24 protein-coding genes are annotated in these 25,941 nt (G+C 71.0%); 3 read left to right on the top strand and 21 right to left on the bottom strand.

Features of this window, described 5'->3' with window-relative positions; all coding sequences use genetic code 11:
- Positions 1-52: 52 nt before the first annotated feature.
- Both FBT69_03815 and FBT69_03810 read right to left on the bottom strand, forming a co-directional pair.
- A complete protein-coding gene (locus FBT69_03815; GenBank protein ID MDL1903926.1) occupies positions 53-874 on the bottom strand; it encodes a hypothetical protein in 822 nt (273 codons plus the stop codon).
- A gap of 50 nt (positions 875-924) precedes the next feature.
- Positions 925-1,725: a hypothetical protein gene (locus FBT69_03810; GenBank protein ID MDL1903925.1), complete on the bottom strand. Its 801-nt coding sequence runs from the start codon at positions 1,723-1,725 to the stop codon at positions 925-927.
- Between the two features lie 83 nt (positions 1,726-1,808).
- Between FBT69_03810 and FBT69_03805 the strand changes: the two genes are divergently transcribed.
- Complete coding sequence (locus tag FBT69_03805) at positions 1,809-2,612, top strand: glycosyltransferase family 2 protein (GenBank protein MDL1903924.1); 804 nt, start codon at positions 1,809-1,811, stop codon at positions 2,610-2,612.
- 29 nt (positions 2,613-2,641) lie between these two features.
- A complete protein-coding gene (locus FBT69_03800; protein MDL1903923.1) occupies positions 2,642-4,426 on the top strand; it encodes a DEAD/DEAH box helicase in 1,785 nt (594 codons plus the stop codon).
- A 9-nt stretch (positions 4,427-4,435) separates the two neighbouring features.
- Here the strand turns inward: FBT69_03800 and lptD are convergent, their stop codons facing one another.
- From lptD to FBT69_03705, 19 genes are all read right to left on the bottom strand, one after another.
- Complete coding sequence (lptD, locus tag FBT69_03795; GenBank protein MDL1903922.1) at positions 4,436-7,672, bottom strand: LPS assembly protein LptD; 3,237 nt, start codon at positions 7,670-7,672, stop codon at positions 4,436-4,438.
- 110 nt (positions 7,673-7,782) lie between these two features.
- Positions 7,783-9,627 carry a type II/IV secretion system protein gene (locus FBT69_03790; GenBank protein MDL1903921.1) on the bottom strand — a complete coding sequence of 615 codons (1,845 nt, stop codon included), beginning with the start codon at positions 9,625-9,627 and terminating at the stop codon, positions 7,783-7,785.
- 24 nt (positions 9,628-9,651) lie between these two features.
- On the bottom strand, positions 9,652-10,386 hold the full coding sequence (locus FBT69_03785) for a hypothetical protein (protein ID MDL1903920.1): 735 nt from the start codon (positions 10,384-10,386) through the stop codon (positions 9,652-9,654).
- A complete protein-coding gene (locus FBT69_03780) occupies positions 10,383-10,919 on the bottom strand; it encodes a hypothetical protein (protein ID MDL1903919.1) in 537 nt (178 codons plus the stop codon). Before FBT69_03780 ends, FBT69_03785 begins: the two co-directional genes overlap by 4 nt.
- A 3-nt stretch (positions 10,920-10,922) precedes the next feature.
- Positions 10,923-11,729 (bottom strand): PilN domain-containing protein, encoded by an 807-nt coding sequence (locus FBT69_03775; protein MDL1903918.1) that lies wholly within the window; start codon positions 11,727-11,729, stop codon positions 10,923-10,925.
- An 11-nt stretch (positions 11,730-11,740) separates the two neighbouring features.
- Complete coding sequence (locus FBT69_03770) at positions 11,741-12,973, bottom strand: hypothetical protein (GenBank protein MDL1903917.1); 1,233 nt, start codon at positions 12,971-12,973, stop codon at positions 11,741-11,743.
- Between the two features lie 203 nt (positions 12,974-13,176).
- Positions 13,177-13,851 carry an MBL fold metallo-hydrolase gene (locus FBT69_03765; protein ID MDL1903916.1) on the bottom strand — a complete coding sequence of 225 codons (675 nt, stop codon included), beginning with the start codon at positions 13,849-13,851 and terminating at the stop codon, positions 13,177-13,179.
- Between the two features lie 18 nt (positions 13,852-13,869).
- The gene (gene coaD / locus FBT69_03760) at positions 13,870-14,430 is read right to left on the bottom strand and encodes a pantetheine-phosphate adenylyltransferase (protein MDL1903915.1); all 561 of its coding nucleotides are present in this window, start codon (positions 14,428-14,430) and stop codon (positions 13,870-13,872) included.
- 266 nt (positions 14,431-14,696) lie between these two features.
- On the bottom strand, positions 14,697-15,263 hold the full coding sequence (locus FBT69_03755) for a hypothetical protein (GenBank protein MDL1903914.1): 567 nt from the start codon (positions 15,261-15,263) through the stop codon (positions 14,697-14,699).
- On the bottom strand, positions 15,260-15,583 hold the full coding sequence (locus FBT69_03750) for a hypothetical protein (GenBank protein MDL1903913.1): 324 nt from the start codon (positions 15,581-15,583) through the stop codon (positions 15,260-15,262). The genes FBT69_03755 and FBT69_03750 overlap by 4 nt, the downstream gene beginning before the upstream one ends.
- 33 nt (positions 15,584-15,616) lie before the next feature.
- Positions 15,617-16,000 (bottom strand): hypothetical protein, encoded by a 384-nt coding sequence (locus tag FBT69_03745; GenBank protein ID MDL1903912.1) that lies wholly within the window; start codon positions 15,998-16,000, stop codon positions 15,617-15,619.
- 129 nt (positions 16,001-16,129) lie between these two features.
- Positions 16,130-16,615 carry a hypothetical protein gene (locus FBT69_03740; GenBank protein ID MDL1903911.1) on the bottom strand — a complete coding sequence of 162 codons (486 nt, stop codon included), beginning with the start codon at positions 16,613-16,615 and terminating at the stop codon, positions 16,130-16,132.
- A 14-nt stretch (positions 16,616-16,629) separates the two neighbouring features.
- Positions 16,630-17,265, bottom strand: coding sequence for a hypothetical protein (locus tag FBT69_03735; GenBank protein ID MDL1903910.1), 636 nt, complete (start codon positions 17,263-17,265; stop codon positions 16,630-16,632).
- 100 nt (positions 17,266-17,365) lie between these two features.
- Complete coding sequence (locus FBT69_03730) at positions 17,366-18,544, bottom strand: hypothetical protein (GenBank protein MDL1903909.1); 1,179 nt, start codon at positions 18,542-18,544, stop codon at positions 17,366-17,368.
- A gap of 116 nt (positions 18,545-18,660) precedes the next feature.
- The gene (locus tag FBT69_03725) at positions 18,661-19,140 is read right to left on the bottom strand and encodes a hypothetical protein (protein MDL1903908.1); all 480 of its coding nucleotides are present in this window, start codon (positions 19,138-19,140) and stop codon (positions 18,661-18,663) included.
- A 19-nt stretch (positions 19,141-19,159) separates the two neighbouring features.
- Positions 19,160-20,620: a phage portal protein gene (locus FBT69_03720; protein MDL1903907.1), complete on the bottom strand. Its 1,461-nt coding sequence runs from the start codon at positions 20,618-20,620 to the stop codon at positions 19,160-19,162.
- A 193-nt stretch (positions 20,621-20,813) separates the two neighbouring features.
- Entirely contained in the window at positions 20,814-21,893 is a 1,080-nt protein-coding gene (locus FBT69_03715) for an aspartate-semialdehyde dehydrogenase (GenBank protein MDL1903906.1), read from the bottom strand.
- Entirely contained in the window at positions 21,875-22,690 is an 816-nt protein-coding gene (locus FBT69_03710; GenBank protein ID MDL1903905.1) for a hypothetical protein, read from the bottom strand. The genes FBT69_03715 and FBT69_03710 overlap by 19 nt, the downstream gene beginning before the upstream one ends.
- Positions 22,675-23,943: an aminotransferase class I/II-fold pyridoxal phosphate-dependent enzyme gene (locus tag FBT69_03705; GenBank protein ID MDL1903904.1), complete on the bottom strand. Its 1,269-nt coding sequence runs from the start codon at positions 23,941-23,943 to the stop codon at positions 22,675-22,677. Before FBT69_03705 ends, FBT69_03710 begins: the two co-directional genes overlap by 16 nt.
- Before the next feature lie 419 nt (positions 23,944-24,362).
- Between FBT69_03705 and FBT69_03700 the strand changes: the two genes are divergently transcribed.
- Complete coding sequence (locus tag FBT69_03700; GenBank protein MDL1903903.1) at positions 24,363-25,934, top strand: hypothetical protein; 1,572 nt, start codon at positions 24,363-24,365, stop codon at positions 25,932-25,934.
- Positions 25,935-25,941: the final 7 nt, after the last annotated feature.

The raw sequence follows: 25,941 nt of genomic DNA, 5'->3' as shown, positions 1-25,941 counted from the left end.
CGGACGTAGCGTAGCGGCCCGCGCGCGCCCGCGCAACCGTGCCGCCTCGCCATCACCCGATCCGACGCATCAGCCCCATCCCGTAGTTCAGCGGCGACAGGTACAACTCCACCTGCTCGTACCGCCCCTGCCCGATCGCGCCCGCATGGTCCAGGATGTGCCGCGGCCCCATGTGCCCGCCGCACTGTTCCGGGAACGTGTCGTGCAGCAGCACGTACCCGCCCGTGTTCAGAACCGGTTCGACCGCGTGGAAGTCCGCCGTCGCCCCCGGCACCGAGTGGTCGCCGTCGATGAACGCGAAGTCCACGCCGCCGAGATGCGCCAGTTCGTCGCGCGCGGGCGGGAGCGTCTCCCAGCTCAGACCGGGATGGAACCGCACGAAGTCGATCAGCCCCGCCCGCTCCAGCCGCTCCTTCACGAAGTCCAGCCGCCCCTCGAGCATCTCGGCGTCGCGCCACGGCCCCTTGTGGATCGGTCCGAAATCGTCGAAGCAATGGATCTCCGCACCGCCCGGCCCGCCCGCGCCCGGCGTGCGCCCCGCTTCGAGCAGCGCGGCCGCCATCCAGTGCGTGCTCACCGAGCAGAACGACCCAACCTCCACGATCACCCGCGGCTGCAGGTTGCGGATCAGCCCGTGCAGCATCAGGCCCGCCTCCGGGCTGAGCGACGCCGGGAACGTGATCGGCATCGCGTACATCTCCTTCAACGCCTGCAGCCAGCGCACGCGCGGGTTGTCCAGCCACGCCGGGAACTCCCAGCGGGTCGGGTGCGGCCCGTCGTTGCGCGGGAAAAACCGCAACTGTTCGCGCGGCAGCGCAACCCTCACCGCGTCCGGTTCCGTCTCCGCGGACTTGCTGCGCTTCAGCGTGAACACCGTGCGATCCCTTCCGGTTCCCTTCCCCGGCCCATCCTAGCGACCGCCGCTCAGGCCAGCGGGTCGTGCAGCGGTGTCGGGTCGCCGTGCTCGGCAACGCGCTTGCCCACGAGCCGCACCACCACCCACGTCAAGCGACGGCGCAGGTCGTCGGACGCCAGAGGGAACGCGGACGCGACGGCCGACTCGAAGACCACCTGCACCGTCCGCATGGGGATGGGCGAGCCGACGCCCGCCGGTTCGATGAGCAGCGACGCGATCATCCGCGCCATCGGCCCCAGCCGCCGTCCCCGCGACCGCCGCACCGCCACGCAGTCCACGACCGCGACCGACGGCCGCGACCCGACCGCGCCCGTCACGATCAGGTTCGAGGGCTTGTGGTCGCGGTTGAACAGCCCGGAGCGCACGATCGCGCCCACCTGCTCGCCCACCGCGCCCGCCAGCGACTCGGCTTCGCGTTCGCTCATCGTTCCGTCGGTCAGGTGCGCCAGCAGCGTCTTGCCCTGCAACCGCTCCATCGCCAGCACGACGACGGGGCGACTGTCGATGCGCGCCGTCGCCAGCCACAGCGGGCGCGCCGTCGCCACGCCCGCCCGTGCCAGACGCTCCGCGCCCTGCCAGTGGCGGTGGCCGCGCGTCGTCGCGGTGAGCAGTTGCAGGCGTCGCCGTACGCCCTCGACCGGCCACGCCTTCACGATCACGCACGCGCCGACCGCGTCGGCCTCGAACACTCGGCTGCCCTCGTGCTCCTTCAGCACGCGCGCCGTGCGCGCCCACGCCCCCCCCGACAGCCGCTCGGCCCAACCGCCGGCACGGTCCTCCCGCAACGTCCTGCCCGGCACGAAGTCCATCGGCGGACACGGTAGCGTGGCACGGCATGGGACGGGCGGCGCCCCATTGACATCCGTCCCCCCGCGCCCGACCATGCGGACGGATGACTCTCTCCGTCGTCATTGTCTGCCGCGACAACGAGCCCACCATCGGCCGAACCCTTGCCAGCGTCGCCAGCCTCGCCACGGAGATCGTCGCCCTCGACTCCGGCTCTACCGACGGCACCATCCCGCTCCTCGAGCGCGAGGGCGCGCGAGTCGAGCGTGTCCAGTGGCGGGGCCACGTTGCCACCAAGCAGCTCGCCCTCCGCGCGGCCTCGTGCGATTGGATTCTCAGCATCGACAGCGACGAGTCCGTCGAGCCAGACCTGGCCGCATCGCTCCGGGCCTTCCTCGCCTCGCCCGAGCCTGGCACGGTCGCCGCCCGCGTGAACCGCAAGGTCTGGTTCGCCGGGCGGTTCCTCGAGCACGCCTGGCAGCCGGAGTGGCGGCTCCGGCTGGTGCGCCGCGACGACGTCAGGGCCGAGCGCGCCAAGTGGGGGGGGGTCAACCCCCACGACAAACTCGGCGTCGAGACCGGCCCGGGACGCCGCGTCATCGACCTTCCCGGCACGCTCCGCCACGACTCCTTCACCGACATGGCCGACCACCTCGCCAACCAGGTCCGGCACGCCCGCGTTTCCGCCGAGAGCCTGCACACCCTCGGCCGGCGCGGCAGCGTCTGGCGGCTTGCCACCTCCCCCCCCGCGGCCTTCCTCAAGCAGATCGTTCTGAAGGCCGCCTGGCGCGACGGCTGGCGCGGCTGGGCCGCCGCAGGCTCGACTGCCGCCTCCACGCTGATGAAGCACATCCTCCTCATCGAACGCTCCGGCAAGGCCTCCGAAGGTCCGCCCCCACCCCGCGCCTAGACTTCTCGTGACCCGAGGCCGGGCTGGCGATGCCGGAGTGGCGACGCACCGCGTCTCGGGCCGATGTTCAGAGGCACGCCGCGCTTCTGTCCGAACCGTCTGCGGCGGATGGCGAGCGTTCCCATCCCCCTTTCTTCGGGGCTGCCAACGCCTGTCATCCGCCGTGGGCCGGACGAATCCGTCGCGGCCACGGAGACCCCATGACCCAGATGATGATGCCGGACGCCGGCGCAGACCCGGACCACGCCCACGCCACGCCAAACGGCCAGCCCGCCGACGGCTCGCCCGAGGGCGACAAGCCCCGTCGCAAGCGACGCCGCAGACGCGGCGGAAAGGGACGCTCCGGCGCGCCCGCCGGCGCAGCCCCCGACACGCGCGAACGCCTCGACGGCGATGCCCCCCCCTCGCGCCCCGCGCCCGCGCGTCAGCGCGGCATCGGCGCGGATACCGCCAACCCCGAGGTCTTCGATCAGACCACCGCCTTCGATACCCTCGGCCTGGCTGAGCCTGTGCTGCGCGGGCTGCACGAGGCCGGCTTCCAGCGGCCCACGTACATCCAGGCGCGGCTCATCCCCGCCGTCCTCACCGGCCGCGACGTGCTCGGCCAGGCCAAGACCGGGACCGGCAAGACCGCCGCCTTCGGCCTTCCTCTCCTGCACATGGTGCGCAAGGGCGCGGCCTTCAGCGCGCTCGTCCTCGCACCCACCCGCGAACTCGCCATGCAGATCACCGAGGAGATCAACCACCTCGGACGGCACACCGGACTCACCGCCGTCACCGTCTACGGCGGGCAGCGCATCCAGACCCAGGTGGACAAGCTCAGCCGAGGCCCCGAGATCATCGTCGGCACCCCCGGCCGCATCCTCGACATGGTGGATCGCGGCCATCTCCACTTCAAGAACGTCCGCTTCGCCGTGCTCGACGAGGTGGACCGCATGCTCGACATCGGCTTCCGGGAGGACATCCGGCGCATCCTCTCCAGGTGCCCAGCCGAGCGGCAGACCGTCGTCGTCAGCGCGACCATCAGCCGCGACATCGAGGACCTCGCCCGCCGCTACATGCGCAACCCCGAGAAGATCGTCACCACCGCCGGCTCGCTCACCGCCAGCATGGTCGAGCAGCACTACCTCACCGTGAACCCGTGGGACAAGAAGAAACTCCTCCTCCACCTGCTCAAGCACGAGGAGCCGGCCCTTACCCTCGTCTTCTGCCGCCTCAAGCGCACCGTCGATGAACTCGCCCGCTACCTCAACGCCAAGGGCGTCGAAACCCACGCCATCCACGGCGACATGAGCCAGAGCCGGCGCACCGCGACCATGCGCAAGTTCAAGGAGGGCGAACTCGCCGTTCTCATCGCCAGCGACCTCGCCAGCCGAGGCATCGACGTCGACGGCATCAGTCACGTCGTCAACTACGACCTCCCCGAAGACCCCGACCTCTACGTCCACCGCATCGGCCGCACCGCTCGCGCCGGTCGCAAGGGCGTCGCCTGGGCCTTCGTGACGCCCGAGCAGGGCAAGCTGCTGACGCAGATCGAGCGCCTCGTCAACGCCGAAATCCCGCGCATGGACTACCCCGACTTCACCCCCACGCCCAAGCCCGAGACATGGCGGCCCGAGCCGACCGGAGGCCGACCGCCCGTCGAGATCGTGGGAGTCCCCGAGAAGCCCCGCAACCGGCTCGCCGCGCCGGAGGGGCCGCAACTTCCCGACGACCCCGCCAAACTCGCCGCCAAGTTCCCAGGCGGCATCGTGCCCGCGAAACTCCCGCCCAAGACCCTGCGCGGGCGCGTTCCGACGCGGCGGGGCGGCTGAGCCGCGCTCTCATCCTCCCAGCCGGGACGAGCCGCTCCGCGCCGTTCCCAAACCCGTTACCCCGACGGCCCCGCTCAGCCCACGCGGGCTGACGATCACGCCGATCCCCGCCTCGTCCGTGATCTTGTTGTAACTGAACGCCACGCCAAGCGTGAGGTTCGGGAAGTCCCGCGTCACCGTCGCGGAGATCCGCTCGAAGTCGCCCGCGTCCGTGTCGTAGTTCGCGCTCACCCCCGCGCGGTACTTCGACGTGAGCGTGTAGTTCGCCCCGAACGACACGATCGTCGAGTCCATCGCGTTCACGAAGTTCGTCGAGACGTACGTGCGGAAGTCCGGCGTGTGGTCAACCACCACGCCCGCCGACGAGTACGACGGCTGATTCCTCTCGAAGTCGTACACCATCCGCCCCGCGATCCCCACCGCGTCCGTCGCCTGCCACAACGCCTCGGCGTTGAGGAACTCGCCGGGGTTGGACAGTTCCGGCCTGTCCTCGAACCATCGACCGATCGGCGACTCGGGGTCCGTGTCCTCCGACGACCACACGTACTCCGTCCGCAGCGTCAGCACGTCCACCGTCCGCCAGCGGCCCGGCCCGCCGCGCTTCGTCTGCCACGCCTGGTCGATGCCCGCGCGGATCATGGTGCCCTCGGCGATCGATTCGACCGAGTCGTCGTACACCGGCAGGTTCACGCGATCGACGTTCGTGAACCCGTGCCACACCGTCACCCCCGGCTCGATGACATGGCGCACGCGGTGCAGATCGAGCAGCCGGCTGTCCACCGAGTCGTCCACCCGGTGGATCGTCGTCGAGAACCGCACGCCCGCCCCGCCCCAGAGCCTCGCGTTGTCGGTCTCCTCGGGCGAGTAGGCGCTGAAGTCCGTGTCCCACGCCGTGCCGCGTGCCACCACGAAGGGGTTGACGTTGATCGGGCCTGCCGCCAGCTGCATCGAGAACTCGTTGCGCGTATCCGCGCGTACGATCGGCGACTCGTGCAGCCCCTCGGATCGCAGGCGGTCCGCGATCGAGTCCACGGGGTCGATCCCGAAGGCGGCCTCCGCCGTCCGGCGCGTGCGGTACCCCGTCTCGCGTGCCTCCGGGTCGTGGAAGTTCAGCGCGAGCTGGCCGACGCGGTGCTCGCCGTGGTAGGTGAACAGCCCCGGATACCGGTCCGGCGAAAGGTCAAGCCCGACGACCGAGTACACCGCCTCGGGCAACTTGTCGACGCTGTAGCCCTGGCTCGACAGCAGGTAGTCGTTCGTGATGAAGTCGTCGAGGTTCGCCTTCGCCTCGATCTGCAGCAGGGTGTGGTCGTCGCGCCGCGCCAGGTGCCCCCGCGTCGTCACCTCCCGACGCCGCTCCGTGATCCCCTGGAACAGCGCGGGCGCCAGCCGCGGGTCCGAGATGTACGACCCCTCCAGCGTCAGCGTCCACAGGTCGTTCACGCGCCAGCGGTGGTCCGCCAGCACGATGCCTCGCGTCCCGCCTTCGCGCGACAGCCTCGGCCCGGGCTTCATCACGTCCGTCCCCGAGTCATCGAAGAGCATGTACGCGAACAGGTTCCCCTCGTGGTCTCGCCGACGGATCGAGGCCTCCGTCCCGACCGCGAACCCGCGCTCGTTGTAGTAGTCCGCCAGCAGTTCCGTGCTCACGCCGTCGGGGGGGCGCAGCCCCAGCAGGCTCCACGCGTCCCACGACGTCTTCCACGCCGGCCCGGTCCGGGACGACGACTCGAACGCCACGTTCCGCAGCGGGATCGCGTTCGGATCCCCCACGAACCGGGGCCAGTACAGGAACGGCACGCCGGCGCCGCGCAGCGTCAGGTCGCGCGCGTCCACCAGGTGCCCGCTCGTCCCGTCGCGGCGCGAGTACTGCGTCACCGACACCGAACCCGCCCCGATCGAGAAGTGAGGCCGCGAGAACCGCGTGTTTGCCAGCGTCGCGCGCTCCGCCACGAACTGCCGTTCCCCCTCCTGCCGGATCGACGACGCGCGCACGTAGAGCGGGATGCGCCGCCGCGCGTCGTACGACCACAGCACCGCGTCCGCCACCAGGCCCCGGTCCTCGCGCACGTCGTAATAGATGCGCGGCCCGCGGAGCGTGTACTTCCCGTCCGTCGCGTTCGCGTCGCCCTCCAGGTACACGCCCAGCACGTCCTCCGCCGAAAGCCGCGAGAGGTCCGCCGCGCCGCCCGGCGACAGGAAGATCACCGCACGCTCGCCCGTCAGCTGCATCGTCCGCTGCGATCGGGGCTGCCAGTACTGCACGCGCACCCCGCCCGTCAGCAGCACGGCCCGCTCGTCCTCGCCGGGCACCAGCACGATCTGCCCGGCCGAGAACGTGAACACGCCGTCGGAAGGGAAGATGCGCGTCGGCGGCGGCTCCGGCTCGACCACCCGCCCGCCCGGCACAGGGGGGGGGTGCGTCGCGGCTTCATCGACCGGCGCGGGCGCCTCGCGCGGCGGCGCGCCGCGCTCCTCGGGCACGCGCATGACCTCCACCGGCGGAGGTGGGGGGGGGGCAGGCTCACGCACGGGCGGCGGAACCGCACGCGCAGGCTCCTCGCGCGCCGGCGGGCGTTCGACGATGGGCCGATCCGGCCGCCACCGTCGTTCCGCGCGCACGGGCGGCGCGGGAGGCGCAACGATCGCCCGCAGGTGCTCCGCGAGTTCCGCCTCGGCCTCGTCGATGAGCGCGTCGCGCGGCCGCCCCTCCTCCGCCAGGTCCACGTGCATCCGCACCGGCTCCTCCGTCGCCACCACGCCCTGCACCGAAAGCCGGTCCGCGCTCACCGTGACCGCCGCGTCCGCCGCGCCGCCCCCGACCCGGTCGAAGTAGACGTACACCTGGTGCACCGACGCGCCCGGCGGGGCATCGTCGGCCTCGCGCGGTTCCAACCGGCGAATCCAAACCACCGCACGCTTCGCGTTGAACCTGTGCAGCCCGAGCGTGACGACGACGTCACCCTCCAGCAACATGCGTCGGACAGGCGGCGAAACGCTCCCGTCACCGCGCCGCACGCCCGGCTCCGCCCACACGCGCGCCCGGCGCGCCGCGAACTCGACCCTGCCCCTGACCGCACCGGCCGGCAGCCGCATCGTGCCGAAGTCCAGTGCCGTGATTTGCTCGGGCTGGTGGGCGGGCGCGCCCCCAGACACGCCCGCCGCGGGAGCACCGATCGCAATCGCGCCTCCGACGATCGGCAGGGCCAGCCAGCGGCGCGCGGGATGTCGAAACCGCCGGGGCATACGGCCGCTCGTGGGGTGCCACCGGACCCGGCCACCACGGCGCGGACCCGGAGAGAGCGGATGCTAACCGGGGTCCGCGATCGCCACAAGTCAGCCCGCGCTCGCGCCCGTCAGACCGCCGACTCGGTGACCCGCAGAACCTCCTGCACGGTCGTCAGCCCCTTGGCCACCTTCGCCATGCCGTCGTCCCGCAGCGAAACCATGCCTCGTTCGAGGCACATGCGCCGGAACTCCGAGACGTTCGGGTTCCGTGCGATCACGTCGCGCAACTGGTCGTCCACGACGAGCAGTTCGTAGACGCCCACGCGGCCCGAGTATCCCGTGCTCCGGCACCGGTCGCAGCCGGGCGCGGTCCAGACGGTCTCCGTGCGCATCCCCATCATGGCGAGGTACTCGGCCAACTCGCCGTCGGGCGCCTCCTGGGTCTTGCACGCCGTGCACAGGCGCCGCACCAGCCGCTGCGCCAGCACGGCGTTCACCGCCGCGCCCACCAGGAACGGCTCGATCCCGATGTTCACGAGTCGCGTGATCGAGCTTGGCGCGTCGTTCGTGTGCAGGGTCGAGAGCACGAGGTGTCCGGTCAGCGCGGCCTGCACCGCCACGTGCGCCGTCTCCTGGTCGCGGATCTCGCCCACCATGATCACGTCCGGATCCTGTCGCAGCAGGGCCCGCAGGGCGCGCGCGAACGACATCCCGATCCGGTCGTGCGTCTGCGTCTGCGTGATGCCGTCGAGGTGGTACTCGATGGGGTCTTCGACGGTGGAGATGTTGAGCTTGTTCTTGTCCAGTTGCCGCAGCGAGGAGTAGAGCGTCGTCGTCTTGCCCGACCCCGTCGGACCGGTGACGAGCACGATGCCGTGGGGGGCGTTGACCTGCCGCTTCCACAGTTCCAGCGTGTTCTCGGCGAAGCCGAGGTCTTCCAGCTGCACGTTGATCGATCGCGTGTCCAGCAGGCGCATCACCGTCTTCTCGCCCGCGGGCGTTGGGATGGTGGACATGCGCAGGTCGAGTTTCCGCCCCTGCACCGTGCACCGGATGCGCCCGTCCTGAGGCAGCCGGCGCTCGGAGATATCCAGGTTCGCCATGATCTTCAGGCGGCTCGTGATCGCCGCCGCCATCGACACCGGCGGGTTCATCATCTCGAACAGCACCCCGTCGATGCGGAACCGCACCTTCAGCTTCTTCTCCGACGGCTCGACGTGGATGTCGCTCGCGCCTTCCTTGACCGCCGTCTGGATGATGTAGTTCACGTAGCGGATCACAGGGCTTTCGCCCGCCTGCTGCTCGAGATCGACCTCGTTGGTCTGCTTGGCGGCGTCCACCTCGACGTCCGCCTCGTCCACGTCCTCCAGGATCGCCGACAGGTCCGGCTCGGGCTGGTCGGATTGCCCGATGATCTCCAGGGCGGCCCGCACCTCGAACGCCGTCACGATCACCAGTTTCACCGCGTGCGCGCCCAGCCGCGAGCGGATCTCGTCGAGCAGGAAGACGTCGTCGGGCCGCGTCGCGCCGATCACGACGCGGGTCCCTTCCGTCCGCAGCGGCACCACGAGGTGCTGCTTGCAGAACTCCCCCCCGAGCCGCTGCAGGAGCCGCCCGTCGAACCCGCCGTCCAGGCCGCGGTTCAGGTCGATCCGCTCGAACGGCACCCCCGCAAGTTCCGCGATCCCCCGCTGCACTTCCGCCTCGTCGACGCCCTGTTCGATCAGCACGTCCGCGAGCCGACGCCCCGGCGACTGCCGGATCACCTGCTCGGCCGAGGTCAGGCGCTCACGCTTCACCACGCCGCGCGCGATCAGCAGGTCGCCCAGACCGCGCGACTCGTCGAGCGTGGGATCGCTCTCCGGGGTGTAGAGGTCCGTCATCGCCGCGTCGTCGGCACGCTCCACCGGCGCGTGCCGCGGTGTCTCCGCGGCGAGTTCGTTCAGCAGGTCGTCCGCGCGGCGATTCGCCATCGGGGGCCTCCTCGCGTCGGGCGTTCAGTTCCGGCGCGGCGGTGTGCGCGGCGGGGTCCGAGGCTGCGACGACGGCGTGCCGAACTCCAGCACGAACTCGGTGTCCTCGGCGACCAGCACCACCCGCCGACCCTCGATCTGCGTTACCTTGAACCCGCCCTCGAGCATGTCCCCCACGCGCACCAGCTTCCCGCTGATCCGCGCGATCGGCATCGTCCCGCCCATGATTCCCTGCAACTCGAACCGTCCGAACGCCGTCTGCAACTCACGCTGGCGCCGCTCGCGCTCCAGGCGCTGCTCCTCCAGCAGTTTCGCCTGTCGCGCCGCTTCTGCACGGGCGATCGCCTCCGGGTCGTCGGTCATCAATGGCGTGCCGGCGTCGGTCCGCAGCCGGAACGGATCCTTGTCGATCACCTCCGCGGGCACCTGCACCGCGCGCTTGCTCCGCTCGAGGTCCGCCAGCAGCCGCGGCGAGACCTCCGTGCTCCCCGACGCGCCCGGCTTGAAGTCCAGCACCAGGCCCGCGAGGGCCGCGCCCGGACCCATCCCGATCGCGCGCATCGCGAAGATGCCCGCCGCAGCACCGACCAGCACCAGCCCCGCCACAACGATCCGTCGCGGCCCGCGCTTCGGCGTCGCGTCGAAGGGGTCCTCCTCGCCCGACGCGCCCTCCGAGAGCAGCGACACGCCCAGCGGCATCAGCGGCGCATCCTCCGGCGTCGCCTCCAGGGTCTCGTGCTCCGCCTCGCGCTGACTCACTTGCGATCCTCCTGGAAGAAGATGCTCAGCGTGAACGAGATCGTCACCTTCCCGTCGTCACGCGTCGAACGGCGCAGGTGGAAGTCCGAGATCCGCGTGATCCGCGGCAACCGCTCCAGCCGCTGCAGGAACTCGTAGTACCCCCGGAAGTCACCCCCGGTCTGCACCTCGATCGGCTGCTCCCAGTACGTCGCCGCCTCGATCGGCTTGCCCGATTTGAGCGCGGGCACGTCCAGCCCGGATTCGACCGCCAGGTCGGAGATCTGCCGGACGATGTGGTCCAGTTCCTTGTTCGTCGGCAGCCGCGCCTCGATCTCCTCGATCGACGCCGCGATCTGCGCGTTCGCGCGCTCCAGGTCCGAGTTGCGGGCCGTCTCCTGCTCCAGCTTGCGCAGCGTCTCCCGCTTCAGACCGATCTCCTGCACCGCCGACGCGATCTCGGCGTTCTGCGGCCTGAACACGAAGAACCACGCCGCCAGCGGGATCGCCAGCACGAGCGCGAGCAGCGCGAACTCTCGGATGCCGAATCGCATGGCTCACTCTCCTCCCGGCGACGACGCCGTCGCCGAAGCGTGCGGCACGCGCACCGGCGCGCTCAGGGCCTCCAGCTCCACCTCGCGAGCGTTGCCCACCTGGCGCGGGTCCGCGTCGTCCCGCAGGCGCGCCACGATCTCGAAACGCCGGAGGTCCAGCGTGTCCAGCGTCGTCTGCGCGATGTACAGCAACTCCACGCTCGTCAGCAGCGGCGACTGCTGCAGCAGCCGGAGGTAGTCCGCCACCTGGTTGTTGTCCGACGCCACGCCCACGATCGTCAGCGAGTACTCGAACCTCGGCGGCTCCACCTTCGGCGGCTCCGTCGGCTTCGTCGGCGCGGCCACGCCCGGCTTGCTCAGCGAACGCGACGCCGCAGGCTTCGCCTTCGGGTCCGGCGCGGCCGCCGCGGCAACGCGGATTCGCTTCGATTGCAGCTTCACCTCGAGCAGCGTCACCCCACGCGGCAACGCCGTCACCATCTCCGCCAGCAGCACCGACCGCGGCACCGGCTCCAGCAGCGCGGTCGTGATCCGCGCCTTGTCCAGCATCTGCGTCCGCTGCGCTTCGAGGCTCTTCAACTGCTCCAGCTTCAACGCCGCCTGCTCGTACTGCGCGTTGATCGCACGCTGGTCCGAACGCACCGACGACCAGCGCTGGTTCGTCACCAGGAACGCGCCCACCACCGCCAGCATCACCGTGAAGAACAACGCCAGCGTCAGCGCATAGAACCGGCTCTCCGTCTTTCGCTCCACGTAGTCCGTCGGCAGAAAGCCCTGGGATCCGGCATCGGGTCGCTTGAAGTCGTCCATCGGGGCCTCCCTCACAGATCCGTCGGGCTGAGGCACAGCCCCAGCGCGACCGCCCAGCCCGGCTGCGGCTGCGAAAGGTCAACGCCCACCACCCGCTCCTCACCCGTGCGCGCCAGACGCGCCAGCGGGTCGGCCACCTGCGCCGGCACGCGCAGCGCTCGCGCCACGTGCTGGCACAGCCCTCGGTGCCGCGCCTCCCCCCCCACGAACACCGCGTTGTCGATCCGCCGCCCGAACAGCGACTCGTGGTACCGCAGGCACAGCCCGACTTCGTCCGTCAGGATTTCGACCTGCTCCGCCAGCGACACGCCGCGCGGCGACGCCGGCGCGTCAGGCTGCTCGTCCAGGCTCGGCGTCAGGCCGGGCGCGATCGCCCGCTCGCGCCGATCCTCCTCGACCGCCACTCCCCCGTGCGACGCCGCTCCGACCGTCGCCCGTTCGGGCCGCGGTCGCACAGCCGGGGACACAAGGTCGTTCATCGACAGCCGCACCGCCCTCGCCCGCTCCAACTGGCACCCCATCTGCTCCGCGACCGACCGGTCCAGCAGCAGGCCGCCGGCGTTGATGACGCGCGTGAAGACCAGTTCCCGGCCGTGGGCGATCACCGCCCGTGTTCCGCCGCACCCCACGTCGAGGTACAGCGTCGCACGCGTCTTGTCCTCCGCGCGCCGCGTGACGTAGTCGAACGCCCGCAGCAGAGCGGTGAACTCGGCGTGCATCCCGACGGGTTCGAGTTTCGCATTCTTGAGCGCGTGCATGAGCCGGTTCACCACCTCGCGCCCCGTCGCCAGGCAGATGACCTCGCTCTTCCCGCCACCCACACGCTCCGCCCCCGGCACCTCGTAGCAGCGGTACACAAGCCGCGAAGGGTCGCGCCCCACCTGCTCCGCCAGCATCAGCTCCACCATCGACGCCAGCGGTGCATCGTCCGTCCGTGCGAACTGCGCGTGCTTGCAGAACGTGTGCGACGACGGGATCGCGCACACCGCCCGCTTCGCACGGATCCCCGCCGAACGGACCAGCCCGGGCAGCTGCTCCGCCTGGAACTCAAGTCGCTTGCGCGGATCGTCGAGCAGCGCCTCCGGCGTCGGCAGGCTCGCCGCGACAACCAGCTGCGGCGTCTCCCCTGGCGCGATCTGCAGCACCTTCAACGACGCCGTCCCGAAGTCCACCGCGACCGGCGGCCCGGGCTGCTTCACCAGCCCCAACGCCCCGACCTTGCTGCCCAGACCGCGAAACGCCATCGCCCGCTCACCTCCCGGCGCGCCCGAACCGCAACCCCCCGGCGCGCGCGGCACGCCGCCGAAGCCACCATCGGCCCAACCCGCGCTCCCCTTCACCCAACCTCAAAGACCCCCCGGAGTTCCGAGCCGCCCCCTTCCGCGCAGCCCGACCCGCCCGCGCACGCCGCGCAACCCTCACATCCCCACCCGGAGCCGCTTCACGCTCACACCGGACGGCGCGTCGGGTTCAGCACCACGTTGTCGCGCCCCAGCACCAGCACGTCCGCGATCTCCACCGCCTCCTGAAAGCTCTCGAGCGCCTGCTCGGGGTCGGCGCACCGCGTCGGCACACGCCCCTGCTCCAGGTGCTCAATCGTCGGGATCGCGTCGCCGCAGATCAGCGTCGTCTGCGCCCCGGCGATCAGCAGCCCGCACGTCCCCGGGGTCACGCCCGGCACCGGGAAGAGGTCAACCCCGCGCTCCAGCCGATCCGGCGCGGCCCGGCAACGCCGGAGCAACGCGACGCGGTACTCGAGTTCCGCCCGCGCGTCCTCCTCCGCGTCCGCCGCGTCGGCGAGCAGCCTCGCCAGCGGCACGCCCACCCCCTCGCGCTCCGCTTCCGAGATCAGCCACTCCGCCCCGTCGAACGCCTCGATCCCGCGGCAGGTGTCCGCCTGGAAACTCGTCAGGAACACGTGCGTCACGTCGTCGGGCGAAAGTCCCGCCCGCTCGTCCAGCCGCGCAGCCACCGCCGGACCCGGCAGGCCCGGATCGACGAGGATCACCGCCTCGCCCGCGCGCACGAGCGTTGTCGTCGCGTGCCCGGTGCGCACGCGACGCTGCTTGTCACGCAGCGGGTGCTCCGCCAGCGTGCCGATGCTGATGACGCGAACCTCCACGGCACGAGCCTCCGTTCCTCAGTGGTCCGCGTGATCGTTGCGCAGCCGCTCCAGCGCGGGGTGCTTCTCGCGCTTCTTGCGCGCCAGGGCGTCGATCACCGGCGCGGGCACCATGGTTCGAAGCCGTCCCATGTCGTCGCCCAGCGCGGCGATCTGCCTGATGAGGCTCGAACTCGTGTAGGCGAAACTCTCGCCCGCCACCACGAACGCCGTTTCCAGCCCCGCCACCTCGCGGTTCGTCACCGCCTGCTGCACCTCGTACTGCAGGTCCGAGAGGTTGCGGATGCCGCGCAGCAGCGCGGTCGCCCCGACCGACCGCGCGTAGTCCACCGTCAGTCCGCCGTAGGAATCGACGCGCACCGGCGCTTCGTCCGGCTCTTCGGCGGCGAGGTCCGCCACCAGCCGGCGCGCCATCTCCACCCGCTCCTCGACCGTGAACAGCTGGTCCTTGCCGGGGTGCCGGCCGACCGCCACGATCAACTCGTCGAACAGCCGCCGACCGCGTCGCACCACGTCGAGGTGCCCGAAACTCATGGGGTCGAACGATCCCGGGAAGACAGCCCTGTGGGTGCGCGGCATGGCCGAAGTCTACCGCCCAGCCCGCACAGACCGAACACGCGCCCGCTCTCGTGCCCCCTGCCGGTGGTCTCGCGCTCCGCCGTTTGGCACAGTCGTCTCGGTTCGTTGTGCGGGCCGTCCTCCGTGCCCGCCGAAGGTCAGGGGCCTTTCGACCTGCCGCGCCCGATCCGAGCGGAGCCTCACGGGCGACCGATCCCCTGCCACGCCCCGCGCCGGTCGCCTCATCGGTGCGGGGCATTTTCGCGCCGGCCCCGCGTTGCGGACGCTCACTGCTCGATCACGAACTCATCAAAGAGAGTCGATTCACGCCCCTGCGGATCGACCGTGCGGAAGACCGCCTTCAGCAGCAACCGCCTGCGCTGCCCGTGCGGCGTCTCGCCGCGCTCGACCGCCTCGCGCCGCGAGATCATGTCACGCACCCAGGGCGGCACGCGGCCCAGCCGCAGCCGGTACGTCCGCGTCGCCGGGTCGAACAGGGCCGAGTTCACGTCCGGCTGCATCATCTCCGGCACCGGCCACGTCGCCTCCTGGCGCAGCGTGCTCCCGTCCGTCGGGTACGAAAACAACTGCACCTCCAGCTCGCCGACAGCCTTCACGGCGTCGCCCCAGCGGTCCTTCAACTCGACGTGGCACATGATCACGTCGCCGTGCTCCGGGTCGCGCGTCAGGTGCGTCAGCGGATAGATGCGGATCGCCGTCGGCGCGAACGGATGGCGCATCACAGCCATCTCGGACGGCCCGGCGTCCGCCCCGGCGCGCGTCAACGAGCACCCCGGCACGAACGCCAGCGTCGCGGCGCACACCACCATCGAAGCGGCGACCGTGCGGCTCATCGCGGTCCAGTGTACCGCGCCGGCGACGGCCCCGTCGGCCGCCGCGCCCCCCGCGCCCCGGTGTCGCACGCCGACCGCAGCCGCTCGATCGCGCCGCTCAGGTCGCGTACCGCGCCCTCCACGCCCGCCATCGCGCGTGTGTTCGCGCCCACCGTCGAGAGCAGCGCGTCGAGCGAGGTCCGCTCGCGCGCCAGCGCGTCGTGAGCCTCGGCCAGCTGCCGCTCGCGCGATGCCGCCGCGCGACGCTCCGTGAGCCACATCCACCCGACCAGCCCTGCCGCCCCGAACTGTGCCACCGCGCCCGCCAGCCCCGCCTCCATCCGTCCCCTCCCGCCTTCGGCCTCATCACCACCTCACGACGTCCTCACCCGCCGAAACACCGCCACGTACGCCACCGACCGCACGCGACCGCGATCGGTGCGATCGCCCTCGCGCCAGTCGATGAACGTCATGTTCGACCATGACCGGCCGTGCAGGTCCACAAGCGTGCCCGGCGTCGGCGACTCCTGGAGTTGCGCCACGACCGCGTCGCGCAGCGTCCAGAGCGTGCTCTCGCTCGCCGCCACCAGCCGGCCCGCGACGATCACGTCCGGCTCGCGCAGCCCGATCGGGATCGTCCCCGGCGAGATGTCTCCGAAGTACAGCCGGGTCAGCATCAACTGCCCCTGCCGAGCCTGCGCGAACCGGTGCGGCCCGCTCCCGAACAGGTCAACGCCCTTGAACGAACTGGCCATCATGCCTCCTCAAGGCGCGAGAAGTTGCGCAGCGGCAGAGTGATGGAGTGACGAAGTGGCTGCTCGCATTTCCCATCCTTCTCTCGGCCCCTTCGTGATCTTCGCGTTCAACTCATTCCGCGTTCGTCCGCTTCAGCCGGCATCCTCGACGACCACAGGGTCCGCCGCGCCGTCCGGCGAAACGGCCACCAGTGTCACCGTCCGCGTTGCGCCGCCCTTGACCGAGAGTTCGTGCCGCACGTCCAGGACGACCGCCTGCGCCCGGACGCGACGCCGCGCCGCGTCGCTCCCGGCGGGCGAGGTGGCGAACGAGAGTTCGCCCGCGTCGCCGGGCTTCGGGCCGTCCGGCGCGTCGCGCGTGATCCCCTGCACCACGCGCACGGTGACCTCCTGTTCGGGCACGTCCGCGAGCGTGACGTGCGGCCCCAGGTCGGACCACTCGACGACCTTCCGCCGCGCCGAGCGGTCCACCACGACCGCCGACACGTCCTCCCAGGTCGCGTCACCGAACCGAACCACCCGAGGCGTCAGCAGCAGCATGTTCGTCTCCAGCACGATCGATCTGAACGCGAGGGGGCGGAGAGCGCGAAGGGAGCGGTGCAAGAAGTCGGGCTGCACGATCGGTCGCTCCGTCACTGTCTCTCCAAGAGCAGCACGCTCGGCCTCCGCACCGCATCCGCCTCGCCGTCGCCGTCGGTGTCGATGCGGGCGGCGACGCGCTGCCGCTCGGCCGCGAACCGCTCGCGGTACATCTCCGCCCTGTCACGCAGCGGCGACCCTGCCGGCGCGAGGGCGGACGCCGCCGCGTAGACCAGGTGCAGCGCACCCAGCGACACCAGCAGCCGCATCGCCCACGGATTCGTGACGCTCGCCTCGCCCGGCCCGTCCCCGCTTTCGGGGTCGATCCCGAGCATGCGCATCGTCTGGGCGTTCACCAGCGCGATCTGCGGGCGGAACGTCATCACTTCCACCGGCACACCGGACACCGGGCTGGCCGGCAGCAGCGGGTCGCTCTCCGCCGCCCGCAGCCGCGAGATCACCAGCGACGCCGGTGTCGTTCGTTCGATCACCTCGTACGCCGTGCCGTCCACGAGCACGATGTTCCCCGCCCCGATGCCCGCGGCGTCGAAGCCTGCGTCCTGGCTGGACATGGCGAGCGTGGTGCCGGCCGCGCCGCCCGTGCCGCGCACGAGGCGTTGTCCCGCCCAGCCGACGTCGCGCAGCAGGTTCGGTTCGAGCGTGAGCAGGTCGCGATCCCTGGCGAACATGGTTCCCCCTTCCGCGTCTCGGCGCGATCGGCCGTCTTCAAACCCGCGGCACGCCTTTCGACGGGCCGCGGGCACGCACGCGGAGTCCCCCTCCCCGCGATCAGTCGCCGGTCACGCTCAGGCCTCCGATCAGCCCGTGCGCGTTCTCGTTCTTGAACTCGAGCGTGTACTCGCCGACGAGTTGCCCTCGCACGGAGTCGCCGGTCGCCGCCAGCGGCGCGTAGTGGAACGACCGTCCGGCGAGCGGCATCACCTGGATGCGGCTGCTGTCGAGGAGCAGCACCTTGTCGGCGGGCGCCCACCGGCTGAGCACGACGCGGCAGACGCCGAAGTCGCTCTCATAGACGTTGACCAGGTTGCGGAACGAATCGTCGTCCGGCCCGAAGGAGCGCTGCGAGCCGAGGAACTCGTTGAGCATCCGCTTCTGCACGCCGTTCACCACGATCGTGTCGATCGGGCCGTTGGACTGCTCCCAGATGCGCTGGAGTGCGGAGTTGAGGAGTTCTTCGGTGAGGACCGTGCCGCTCGTGCCCCCGCCGTCGGGCAGGCCGCCCTGGCCCGGCGCGAAGCGGTTGGTGGCGATGGAGGGCACGACGCCGTTCATGGTGCGCCGCACGGTGGACGAGCCTTGCTGGTCGCTCGTGGGCGCAACGCCGTTGATGACGGTGTTCTCGAGGTCGCGGATCAGTTCGCGCAGGCGTTCCTGTTTCTGGTAGTCGGCCTCGTCCTCGACGCCGTGGGCTCGCGCCGCCTGCATCGACCCGCTGACCCAGACGCTCGCCGTGAAGATCTGGGTGTAGTTCCGCCTGCGGGCGCGGTTGGTGAAGCGGGCGGTGGGGGCCTCCGCGCCCTCGAGCGCGGCGTTGCCGATGATGATGAGGCGCAGGTTGTCCTCGAGCGTTGCGTTGGGCGTCCCGCCGTACCCGCGCACGACCGTCAGCACGTTCCCCACCACGTTCGCCACCAGCATCACCTCGTTCCACCCGTCCGGGCGCACGAGGTCGCCGATGCGGAAGCGCGACCCGTTGTCGACCGTCAGCGACGTCGCCGTCTCGGGGTTGGGCACGAAGACCGTCTGGTTGAGGTGGTCGAAGTTCGGCAGCAGTGCGTCTTCGATCCACTCGTGCACGGTTCCCATCGCCTCGCGTCGCGGGTCGCCCAGGTAGTCCAGGAGCGGCGTCTCGGACGGACTGACGATGCCGATCACGTCGGACACGTCCTCCGCCAGTTCAGGAAGCCCGGACCCCGCCGAATACGTCGCCTTTCCCGTGAAACTCATCGCTCCTCCTCCTTCAAGTCCGCCGGACACGGTTCACCCCCGCTCGCTCTGCGCCGGACGGTCGCGGACACGCGCCGCGCCGCGGCCGGCGAGCCTCTTCGCTCCTCGTTTCGCCGTCACGGCGCGGCGCGCCGCTGGCGCAGGTAGCGCAGCAGGAGGCGCCGGTCGCCGCTGGACCGCGCCGCCGCGGCCAGTTCGTCGATGGTCTCCGCTCCTCGCCGGGCCACGCTCGCGGCCGAGGCACGCACGCCCTCGCGCCGCGCGAAGAGCGCGGGCCTCCTCCGCCGCAACTCGGCCACAGCCGCCGCCGCGCCGCCGGGCGCGACCGTGCCGAGCGCCTCCCGCGCTGCCTCGATGTCGGCGGCGCCCGCCCGCAGCAGCTCGCGATCGATCTCGCGCTCGTGGCGCACGCGATCCAGTTCCGCGAGGGCATCGCTCGCGCGCCGCTCGGCCTCCGCCAGCCGCGCCGCCAGACCGCCGAGCGGCTCGCTCTCCGCTGTCCCCTCTCCGGGGCGGTGCCTTGCAGGCTCCACTTCCAGCCCTTCCGTTCCTTCCATCTCTCCCTCCGCAACCACCGCGCCCTCGTGCTCTTCCATTGCGTCCTCCTTCCGGTGTTCACACCACGCCGGCGTCGCTGGGCTGGTATCCCAGTTCGTCGAGCACGCGCTCGGCGGGCACGCCCAGTTCGACTTTCCGCTTCGCGGCCAGCGTCTCGTCGAGCACGTCGCTCGGCAGGGGGTCCGGCCATTCGAGCCGCACGCCCCGGTCGCGCTCGTCGATCTCGATCACGCCCGCGGCGTCGAGGGCGCCGAGCACGATCGCGCACGCCTCGACGATGCCGCGCCCGTAGGTGACGCGCTTGCGCTCCGTCTTGCCGAGCAGCCCGACGAGCGTGATCTTGAGCGCGTTCGCGCTGGAAAGGTTCCCCACGCGCCCCTGCACCACGCCCGTTGCCAGCGGGGGCACGCCCGAGGTCTTGTCGAGCGCGTCGCGCACTTCCTTCACGTGGGCTTCCTCGCTCGGGCTGCTCGCGTCGCCGCCGAACGCCTCGACACTCGCCTCGGGGTTGTCCGTGCTCCACACGCGTCCCGGTCCGACGGGCATCCGCTCGAATCCATCGATGCCCCTGGCCAGGTACATCTTGAAACTCTGGAGCGTGACGCGGCTCGCGCGGTCGCTCAGCCGCGTGTTGAGTTCGTCCTGGAGCGGGATGAGGGGCTCGACCTCGCTCAGCCCCGAGTAGCGGAACGGCTGCGAGACGTTCTGTACGTGCACGACCGGCACTCGGCCGGCCGTCAGGGTGATCGTCGATTCCTCGACGATTTCGCCGTCGTCGTACACTCGGCGCGTATCGCCCGTGATGACCTCGGTGACGACAGAACGCCGACGCCGCGCCGGCGTGCCGGGCCCGAAGACGCCTCCCCGCGTTCGCTCGACCTCGTTCAGTTCGCGTTCGAAGTGGACGGCGTAGGCGTCCAGTCGCCGGTAGTCGCTGGGGTTGAGCACGGGGACGCCGCGGGTCGGCTCGACCAGTTCGATGCGCGCGTGCTCGGCGATCTCGCCCGCGTCCGGCGGCGTGCCGCGTCTTCCGAGCAGCCTCAGCCCGGCTTCGTCGAGGCGGAGCACGAGGTCCGCATGGCCGTAGACGTGCCCGAGCAGCGCGAAGTCCTGGAGCAGCGCGACGCCGCCGGAGGCCTCCCACACCGCGTCGAGGATGCGTTCGACGCGCTCGCGAGTCGCGGCGTCGCGGGCGGCGCTGAGGATGCGCACCGGCTTGCCGAACATGAAGTCCACCATCGTGTGGATGCGCCAGGCGATGTCGTTCTCGATCACGACCTCGCGATCGCCGGCGCGGTCGTCGTCGTCCGGCGGGCGGCCGACAAGGCGCGGGGGCAGGCCGGCCCGTTGTGCGAGCCGTCGTCCCGCGCCCGACGTCCCCGCAGCGGCGTCCATCGGGTTGCGGTAGTAGCGCCAGAGCATTTCGAGGCGCGGCCTGACGAGCGACTCGTGCTCCTCGATCAGCGCGGCGATCGCCCCACCCTCGATCCCCGACACGTCGTCGATGCGAAAGCTCATGCACGCCTCCTGTCCGACGGGCTGGACACCGTGTCCCCTCACCCATCCCCCCGCGCGGACAGGACTGCGCGCACGGTGGCGGACGGTGCGCAAGCAGCAACCGTCGCGCAAACCCGTGAGCGGCAAGCGACTGCAAAAAAGTGCGGTGACTCCGAAGATTTCCGCCCGCACGGGACACCCCGTGCGCGCGCGTTCAGACGGTCGCGGGCACGGGCGACAGCCCTGCGATCTGCAGCGCGTTCAACGCCGCCCCCTTGCGCAACTGGTCTCCGCTCGCCAGCAGGCACCAGCGGCGACGCGCACGACCCTGCCCCGCAGCCTCGCCGGGGTCGGGGCGCACGCGGCCGACGAGCACTTCGTCGCGTCCCGCGGCCTTGCGCGGCGTCGGGAACGAGTTCGCGCCACGATCGTCCACGATCTCCAGCCCGCGCCCGCCCGCCAGCGCGTCGAGAACTTCGTTCTCACACGCCGGGCGACCCAGCGTGACCGTGATTGCCTGCGTGTGAGCGCGCAGGGCGGGCACGCGCACGCACGTCGGCGTCACGCGGATCGCGGCGTCTGCCCAGATGCGCCGCGTTTCGTCGATCATCTTCCGCTCCTCGCCGTTCACGCCCGTCGTGTCGTCCACCGCGGAGTCGTGGCTGAAGACGTTGAACGCGCACGGCTCGGCGAACACACCCCCCGCGCCGCCGCCCTGCAGCGTCCAGCCGATCGCCGACCCTTCGCGGTCCAGCGTGGCGATGCCCTCGCGTGTTTCGCGCAGGAGGGCTTCGATCCCGGCCAGCCCCGCGCCCGAGACGGCCTGGTAAGTCGCCACGTCGATCGCCACCACGCCGAACGCGCGCCGCAGCGGTTCGAGCGCGAGCAGCAGGATGGTCGTCGAGCAGTTCGGGTTGGCGACGAGCCGCGTCGAGTCTGTCACGGCGCCGCCGTTGATCTCAGGCACCACCAGCGGCACGGCCGGGTCGGCCCGGAACGCCGACGAGTTGTCCACGACGAACGCGCCGGCACCGAGCGCGGCAGGCACGATGCGGCGTGCGGTCTCCGCGTCCGCAGCGAAGACGGCCGTGCCCACGCCCTCGAACGACCGCTCGCCGAGCGTGCCGACGCCGACGTCCCCCACGCCGTAGCGGACGCGTAGCCCGTGCGACCGCTCGCTTGCCAGGGCGCGGACGCGCGATGCCGGCACGTTTCGTTCCGCCAGGATGGTCAGCGCCTCGCGCCCGACTGCCCCGGTCGCTCCGACGACCGCGATCAGCCCCTCACGCAGCATGCGCTCACCTCTCTCTCCGAACTCTCGGAGCGTGGTCTTGCGCGCCCCGTCTCCTCTTCTTCAAACCCCACACCCAGCGCACCGACTCTCGACGGGCTGCGTCCTCCGATGCACGACACCTCGAACGCCAGTCCGCGCTCCAGCGCCCAGCGCACGGCCTTGTGCTGCACGATCGTGCCGTCCAGCCGCAGCGCTTGCTCCCACGGGAGCGTGGCGTAGCGTCGCGGGCGTGGTCCGGGCGAGGCCGGGTCCCACTCGTAGAGGCCGTCCACATCCTTGACGAGTCGGCACGTCGCGCCGAGGCGATCGGCGAGAAAGAGCGCGGTCAGGTCCGACCCGCCGCGTCCGAGCAGGGTTGTTCGTCCCGTGGAATCGCGTCCGACGAACCCCGGCACGACGACGGCCCGCGAGCGAGCGAGCGTGCCGAGCACCGTCGGTTCGTCCAGCGAGATCGGCGATGCGTCGAGCGCGTCGTCCGTCGTGCGCAGTCCGATCGACGCCGCGTCGAGCGTCTCGACCGCAAGCCCGCGCTCGGCGAGCGCGAGGCCGAGGAGCGCGGCGGTGGTCAGCTCGCCCGTCGCGAGCAGGAGGGCGACGGAGTGGGCGTGCGGCTTGTCGCCGTAGCCGCGCGACTGCGCCAGCAGCCGATCCGTGGTTCCCTCGAGCGCTGAGACGACGGCGACGACGCGCCATCCGTCGGCGACGAACCTGGCCACCTCGCCAGCCGCGACGCGCACCGCCGCCTCGTCGCGTAGCACGGAACCGCCGAACTTCAGCACGATCACCGGATCACGCACGGCGCCACCCCTCTCTCTTCCTCTGCCTCGATCGCGCGCACTCCGGTGGTGTGGGCGCCCAGTGCACCCTGATGGGCCTCGGCGATCGCGCGCTCCAGGTCCGCGATCACGTCCTCCGGTTCTTCCAGCCCCACGCTGAGTCGGATCAGCCCGTCGGTGATGCCGACCGCCAGCCGCTGCTCGCGCGGCACGTCGGCGTGCGTCATCGTTACCGGGTGCGTGATGAGCGTTTCCACGCTGCCGAGGTGCTCGACGAGCGAGCACAGCCGCACGCCGTTGAGGACGCGCACCGCGGCCTGTGTCCCGCCGGCGACCTCGAAGCTCAGCAGCCCGCCGTGGAGGCCGCCGCGGTGCTGGCGTGCCGCCAGGTCGCGCTGCGGAAAGTCGTCCAGCCCCGGGTAGTTGACCGCGGTGACGTGCGGGTTGTTGCGCAGGGCGATGGCGACCTTCAGGGCGTTCTCGGAGTGCTGGCGCAGGCGGAGGGGCAGCGTCTTGACGCCCCGCACCGTCAGCCACGCCTGGAAGGCCGCCTGGATGCCGCCGGTGCATTTGCGGATGAACCGCACGCGCTCGAGCAGCGCCTCATCGCGCGAGACGACCGACCCGCCGATGGCCGTCGAGTGCCCCTCGATGTGCTTGGTCGTCGAGTACACGCAGACGTGCGCGCCGAGGTCCAGCGGGCGCTGGATGACGGGCGTGAGGAATGTGTTGTCCACGGCCAGCGGCACGCCCGCGCCGCGCGCGATCCGCGCCACCGCCGCGATGTCGGTCAGTTTCATGGTCGGATTGGCGGGGCTTTCGATGAAGACGAGCCGCGTGTTCGGGCGAAGGGCATGCCGCACGTTCTCGGGGTCGGACGAGTCGACGAAGGTGGACTCGACGCCCAGCCCGCTGAACACCTGCCGGAAGAGCCGCACCGTCCCGCCGTAGATCGCGTCGCCGAGCACGGCGTGGTCGCCCTGGCGCAGCAGGGCGAGGAAGAGAGCGGTTTCCGCGGCCAGCCCCGTGACGAAGCAGACGGCTGGGGGAGCGTCCTCGATCGCGCCCAGTTGCGCCTCCAGCGCGCTCACCGTCGGGTTCGAGACCCGCGAGTAGGCGTGCCCCTTGCTCACGCCCACGGCCTCGTTGACGTAGGTCGTGCTTTGGACGAGGGGGGTGACAAGAGCACCGGTCTGGGGATCGGGGGCCAGTCCGCCGTGGATGGCGGTCGTGCAGGGGCCTGGAGTCGGTTCGTCGAAGGTGGAATGACACATGCCGCGAACTCCTCACGGCATCAATCGGGCCTGCCTTGTGCGTGGGTGGACAGCGGACCGCGCTGCCCTTTTTGCCCGAGTCGTCCGAGGACGGTTCCGGCCGCATCGTTCCCCACGCGGGGGCTGGCCTCGGCACCGCGGCCGGCTGGACGCCGACTCGGTTGCCGCCCGGGCAGTTGGCTGACCCGGGACTCTTGATGCTGGAGGCGAGGATAACGAGTCGCAACGCGCAGTCAAGTGGGCATCCGCGGAATCGTCGATGGCGGCTCGCTTCTCCGGTTGCTTCGATTCACGCCCGAAAACCCGCCATCCTTCACGCGAGAAGGTTGGTCACGCCCCCGCGCCGTGGTATCTTGCCTCGGGGGCAGGGTGTGCGGCCGATCCCGGCCCCCGCCTGCCCTGCGTGCAGGAAGCCACCCATGACCCTCCGTCGCCGCATCGTTCGCTCCAGTCTCGCCCTCGCCGCGCTCGCGTTTGCCGTCCCAACGGCGTTCGGCCAGGTATACTCCGCGCCGACGCCTGCGGCAGGCCGCACCCCCATCCCGGCACGCCTCGACAACCTCTACCAACTGGGGGTCTCGACCGACGGCACGGTGTTCTGGAACACCCTCCCGCCGCCGAACGGCGACGGCGAAGGCGGCGGTTCGAACCGCACCTGCACCTTCGTGAGCACGCACACGGATGCCGATTTCGGCGGCGGTATGTTCACGGTGCAGGCCGGGTTCGCCGAGAAGGAGATCCTCGCCGCCTCCTACGTCATCTCCGCCTCGCAGTTCCCCATCCGCATCGACCTGATGGAGTGCATCTTCGCCACGGTCAACGCCGTCGTCCCGACCACCACGCACTGGTCGGTGCTGGTCTGGGACGGCCCGCCCAACACCGGCATCCTCGTGGCGGAGTACTCCTCCGATGGGCTGATCCTGCCCCACATCGAACTGCCCCCGGGCACGAACGGCGTGAACGTCGCCGTTCTGGTGGACCCCAACGACCCTGAGCAGATCATCGTCACGAACGCCAGCGGCACGAACCGCTTTTCGATCGGGTTCCGCATCGACAAGCACAACGACCAGACCCAGAACCCCTGCTTCACGCCCCCCCCCTCGAACCGCAACGCCTTCCCGACCACGGACGTCTCGGGCCTCGCGCAGCCCTCGCACAACTGGCTCTGGGGCGTGAACTGCGGCCCGCTCGGCTGCCCCGCCAACGGCGGGTGGTCCACCTTCGCCGCGCTCCCGTCGTACTGCCGACCCTCGGGCGACTGGGTGCTGCGTGCGACGTGGACCAGCCTCTCGTGCCAACCGGGCGTGGGCGCGTGCTGCAAGCCGGACGGCTCGTGCGTTCTCGCCACCGCGGCCGACTGCCAGAACCTCGGCGGCACCTACAAGGGCGACGGCTCGAACTGCCAGACCGCCGACTGCCCCCAGCCCAACATCCCGTGCTGCTTCGAGTCCACGGGCGGGTGCGTCATGCTCAAGGAGTCCGACTGCATCGCCGCCGGCGGTATCCCCGGGCCGGCTGGCCAGACGTGCAACACCTACGTCTGCTTCCCGATCGGCGCGGCGTGCCTGCCCGACGGCACCTGCATCGACGGCGTCTCGCCGGACGAAGCCGACGCTCTCGGGGGCGTCTTCCAGGGACACGGCACGACCTGCGCGACCGTCGATTGCCCCGAGCCTGTCGGCGCGGCCTGCTTCCCGAACGGCTTCTGTCTCGTGCTGACCGAGGCGGAGGCCAACGCCGCGGGCGCGACGTGGATGGGGCCGGGCACGACCTGCGCCGACAACAACGGCAACGGCAAGGCGGACGCCTGCGAGGCTCCCGCCTGCCCGGCCGACTTCAACGGCGACACCGTCGTGAACTCGCTCGACTTCATCGCCTTCCTGAACGCCTATTCGGCGAACGACCCCAGGGCCGATTTCAACGGCGACACCGTCATCAACTCGCTCGACTTCATCGCCTTCCTGAACGCGTACGTCAGCGGTTGCCCGTGATGATGGC

It is taken from the genome of Synechococcales cyanobacterium CNB (assembly GCA_030263455.1).
GTDB lineage: Bacteria > Planctomycetota > Phycisphaerae > Phycisphaerales > UBA1924 > CAADGN01.
Note: the sequence above shows the minus strand (reverse complement) of the source record. Positions and strands in the feature narration are given on the sequence as shown.

Excerpts from the sequence above, each read along its gene's own strand:
- FBT69_03750 (MDL1903913.1), bottom strand. The coding sequence starts at position 15,583 with ATGGAGGCGGGGCTGGCGGGCGCGGTGGCACAGTTCGGGGCGGCAGGG.
- FBT69_03715 (MDL1903906.1), bottom strand. The coding sequence starts at position 21,893 with ATGCTGCGTGAGGGGCTGATCGCGGTCGTCGGAGCGACCGGGGCAGTC.
- FBT69_03775 (MDL1903918.1), bottom strand. The coding sequence starts at position 11,729 with ATGGACGACTTCAAGCGACCCGATGCCGGATCCCAGGGCTTTCTGCCG.
- lptD (MDL1903922.1), bottom strand. The coding sequence starts at position 7,672 with ATGCCCCGGCGGTTTCGACATCCCGCGCGCCGCTGGCTGGCCCTGCCG.
- FBT69_03700 (MDL1903903.1), top strand. The coding sequence starts at position 24,363 with ATGACCCTCCGTCGCCGCATCGTTCGCTCCAGTCTCGCCCTCGCCGCG.
- FBT69_03735 (MDL1903910.1), bottom strand. The coding sequence starts at position 17,265 with ATGTTCGCCAGGGATCGCGACCTGCTCACGCTCGAACCGAACCTGCTG.
- FBT69_03755 (MDL1903914.1), bottom strand. The coding sequence starts at position 15,263 with ATGAGCCGCACGGTCGCCGCTTCGATGGTGGTGTGCGCCGCGACGCTG.
- FBT69_03805 (MDL1903924.1), top strand. The coding sequence starts at position 1,809 with ATGACTCTCTCCGTCGTCATTGTCTGCCGCGACAACGAGCCCACCATC.
- FBT69_03745 (MDL1903912.1), bottom strand. The coding sequence starts at position 16,000 with ATGATGGCCAGTTCGTTCAAGGGCGTTGACCTGTTCGGGAGCGGGCCG.
- FBT69_03770 (MDL1903917.1), bottom strand. The coding sequence starts at position 12,973 with ATGGCGTTTCGCGGTCTGGGCAGCAAGGTCGGGGCGTTGGGGCTGGTG.
- FBT69_03780 (MDL1903919.1), bottom strand. The coding sequence starts at position 10,919 with ATGCGATTCGGCATCCGAGAGTTCGCGCTGCTCGCGCTCGTGCTGGCG.
- FBT69_03810 (MDL1903925.1), bottom strand. The coding sequence starts at position 1,725 with ATGGACTTCGTGCCGGGCAGGACGTTGCGGGAGGACCGTGCCGGCGGT.
- FBT69_03705 (MDL1903904.1), bottom strand. The coding sequence starts at position 23,943 with ATGTGTCATTCCACCTTCGACGAACCGACTCCAGGCCCCTGCACGACC.
- coaD (MDL1903915.1), bottom strand. The coding sequence starts at position 14,430 with ATGCCGCGCACCCACAGGGCTGTCTTCCCGGGATCGTTCGACCCCATG.
- FBT69_03790 (MDL1903921.1), bottom strand. The coding sequence starts at position 9,627 with ATGGCGAATCGCCGCGCGGACGACCTGCTGAACGAACTCGCCGCGGAG.
- FBT69_03730 (MDL1903909.1), bottom strand. The coding sequence starts at position 18,544 with ATGAGTTTCACGGGAAAGGCGACGTATTCGGCGGGGTCCGGGCTTCCT.
- FBT69_03720 (MDL1903907.1), bottom strand. The coding sequence starts at position 20,620 with ATGAGCTTTCGCATCGACGACGTGTCGGGGATCGAGGGTGGGGCGATC.
- FBT69_03725 (MDL1903908.1), bottom strand. The coding sequence starts at position 19,140 with ATGGAAGAGCACGAGGGCGCGGTGGTTGCGGAGGGAGAGATGGAAGGA.
- FBT69_03800 (MDL1903923.1), top strand. The coding sequence starts at position 2,642 with ATGCCGGAGTGGCGACGCACCGCGTCTCGGGCCGATGTTCAGAGGCAC.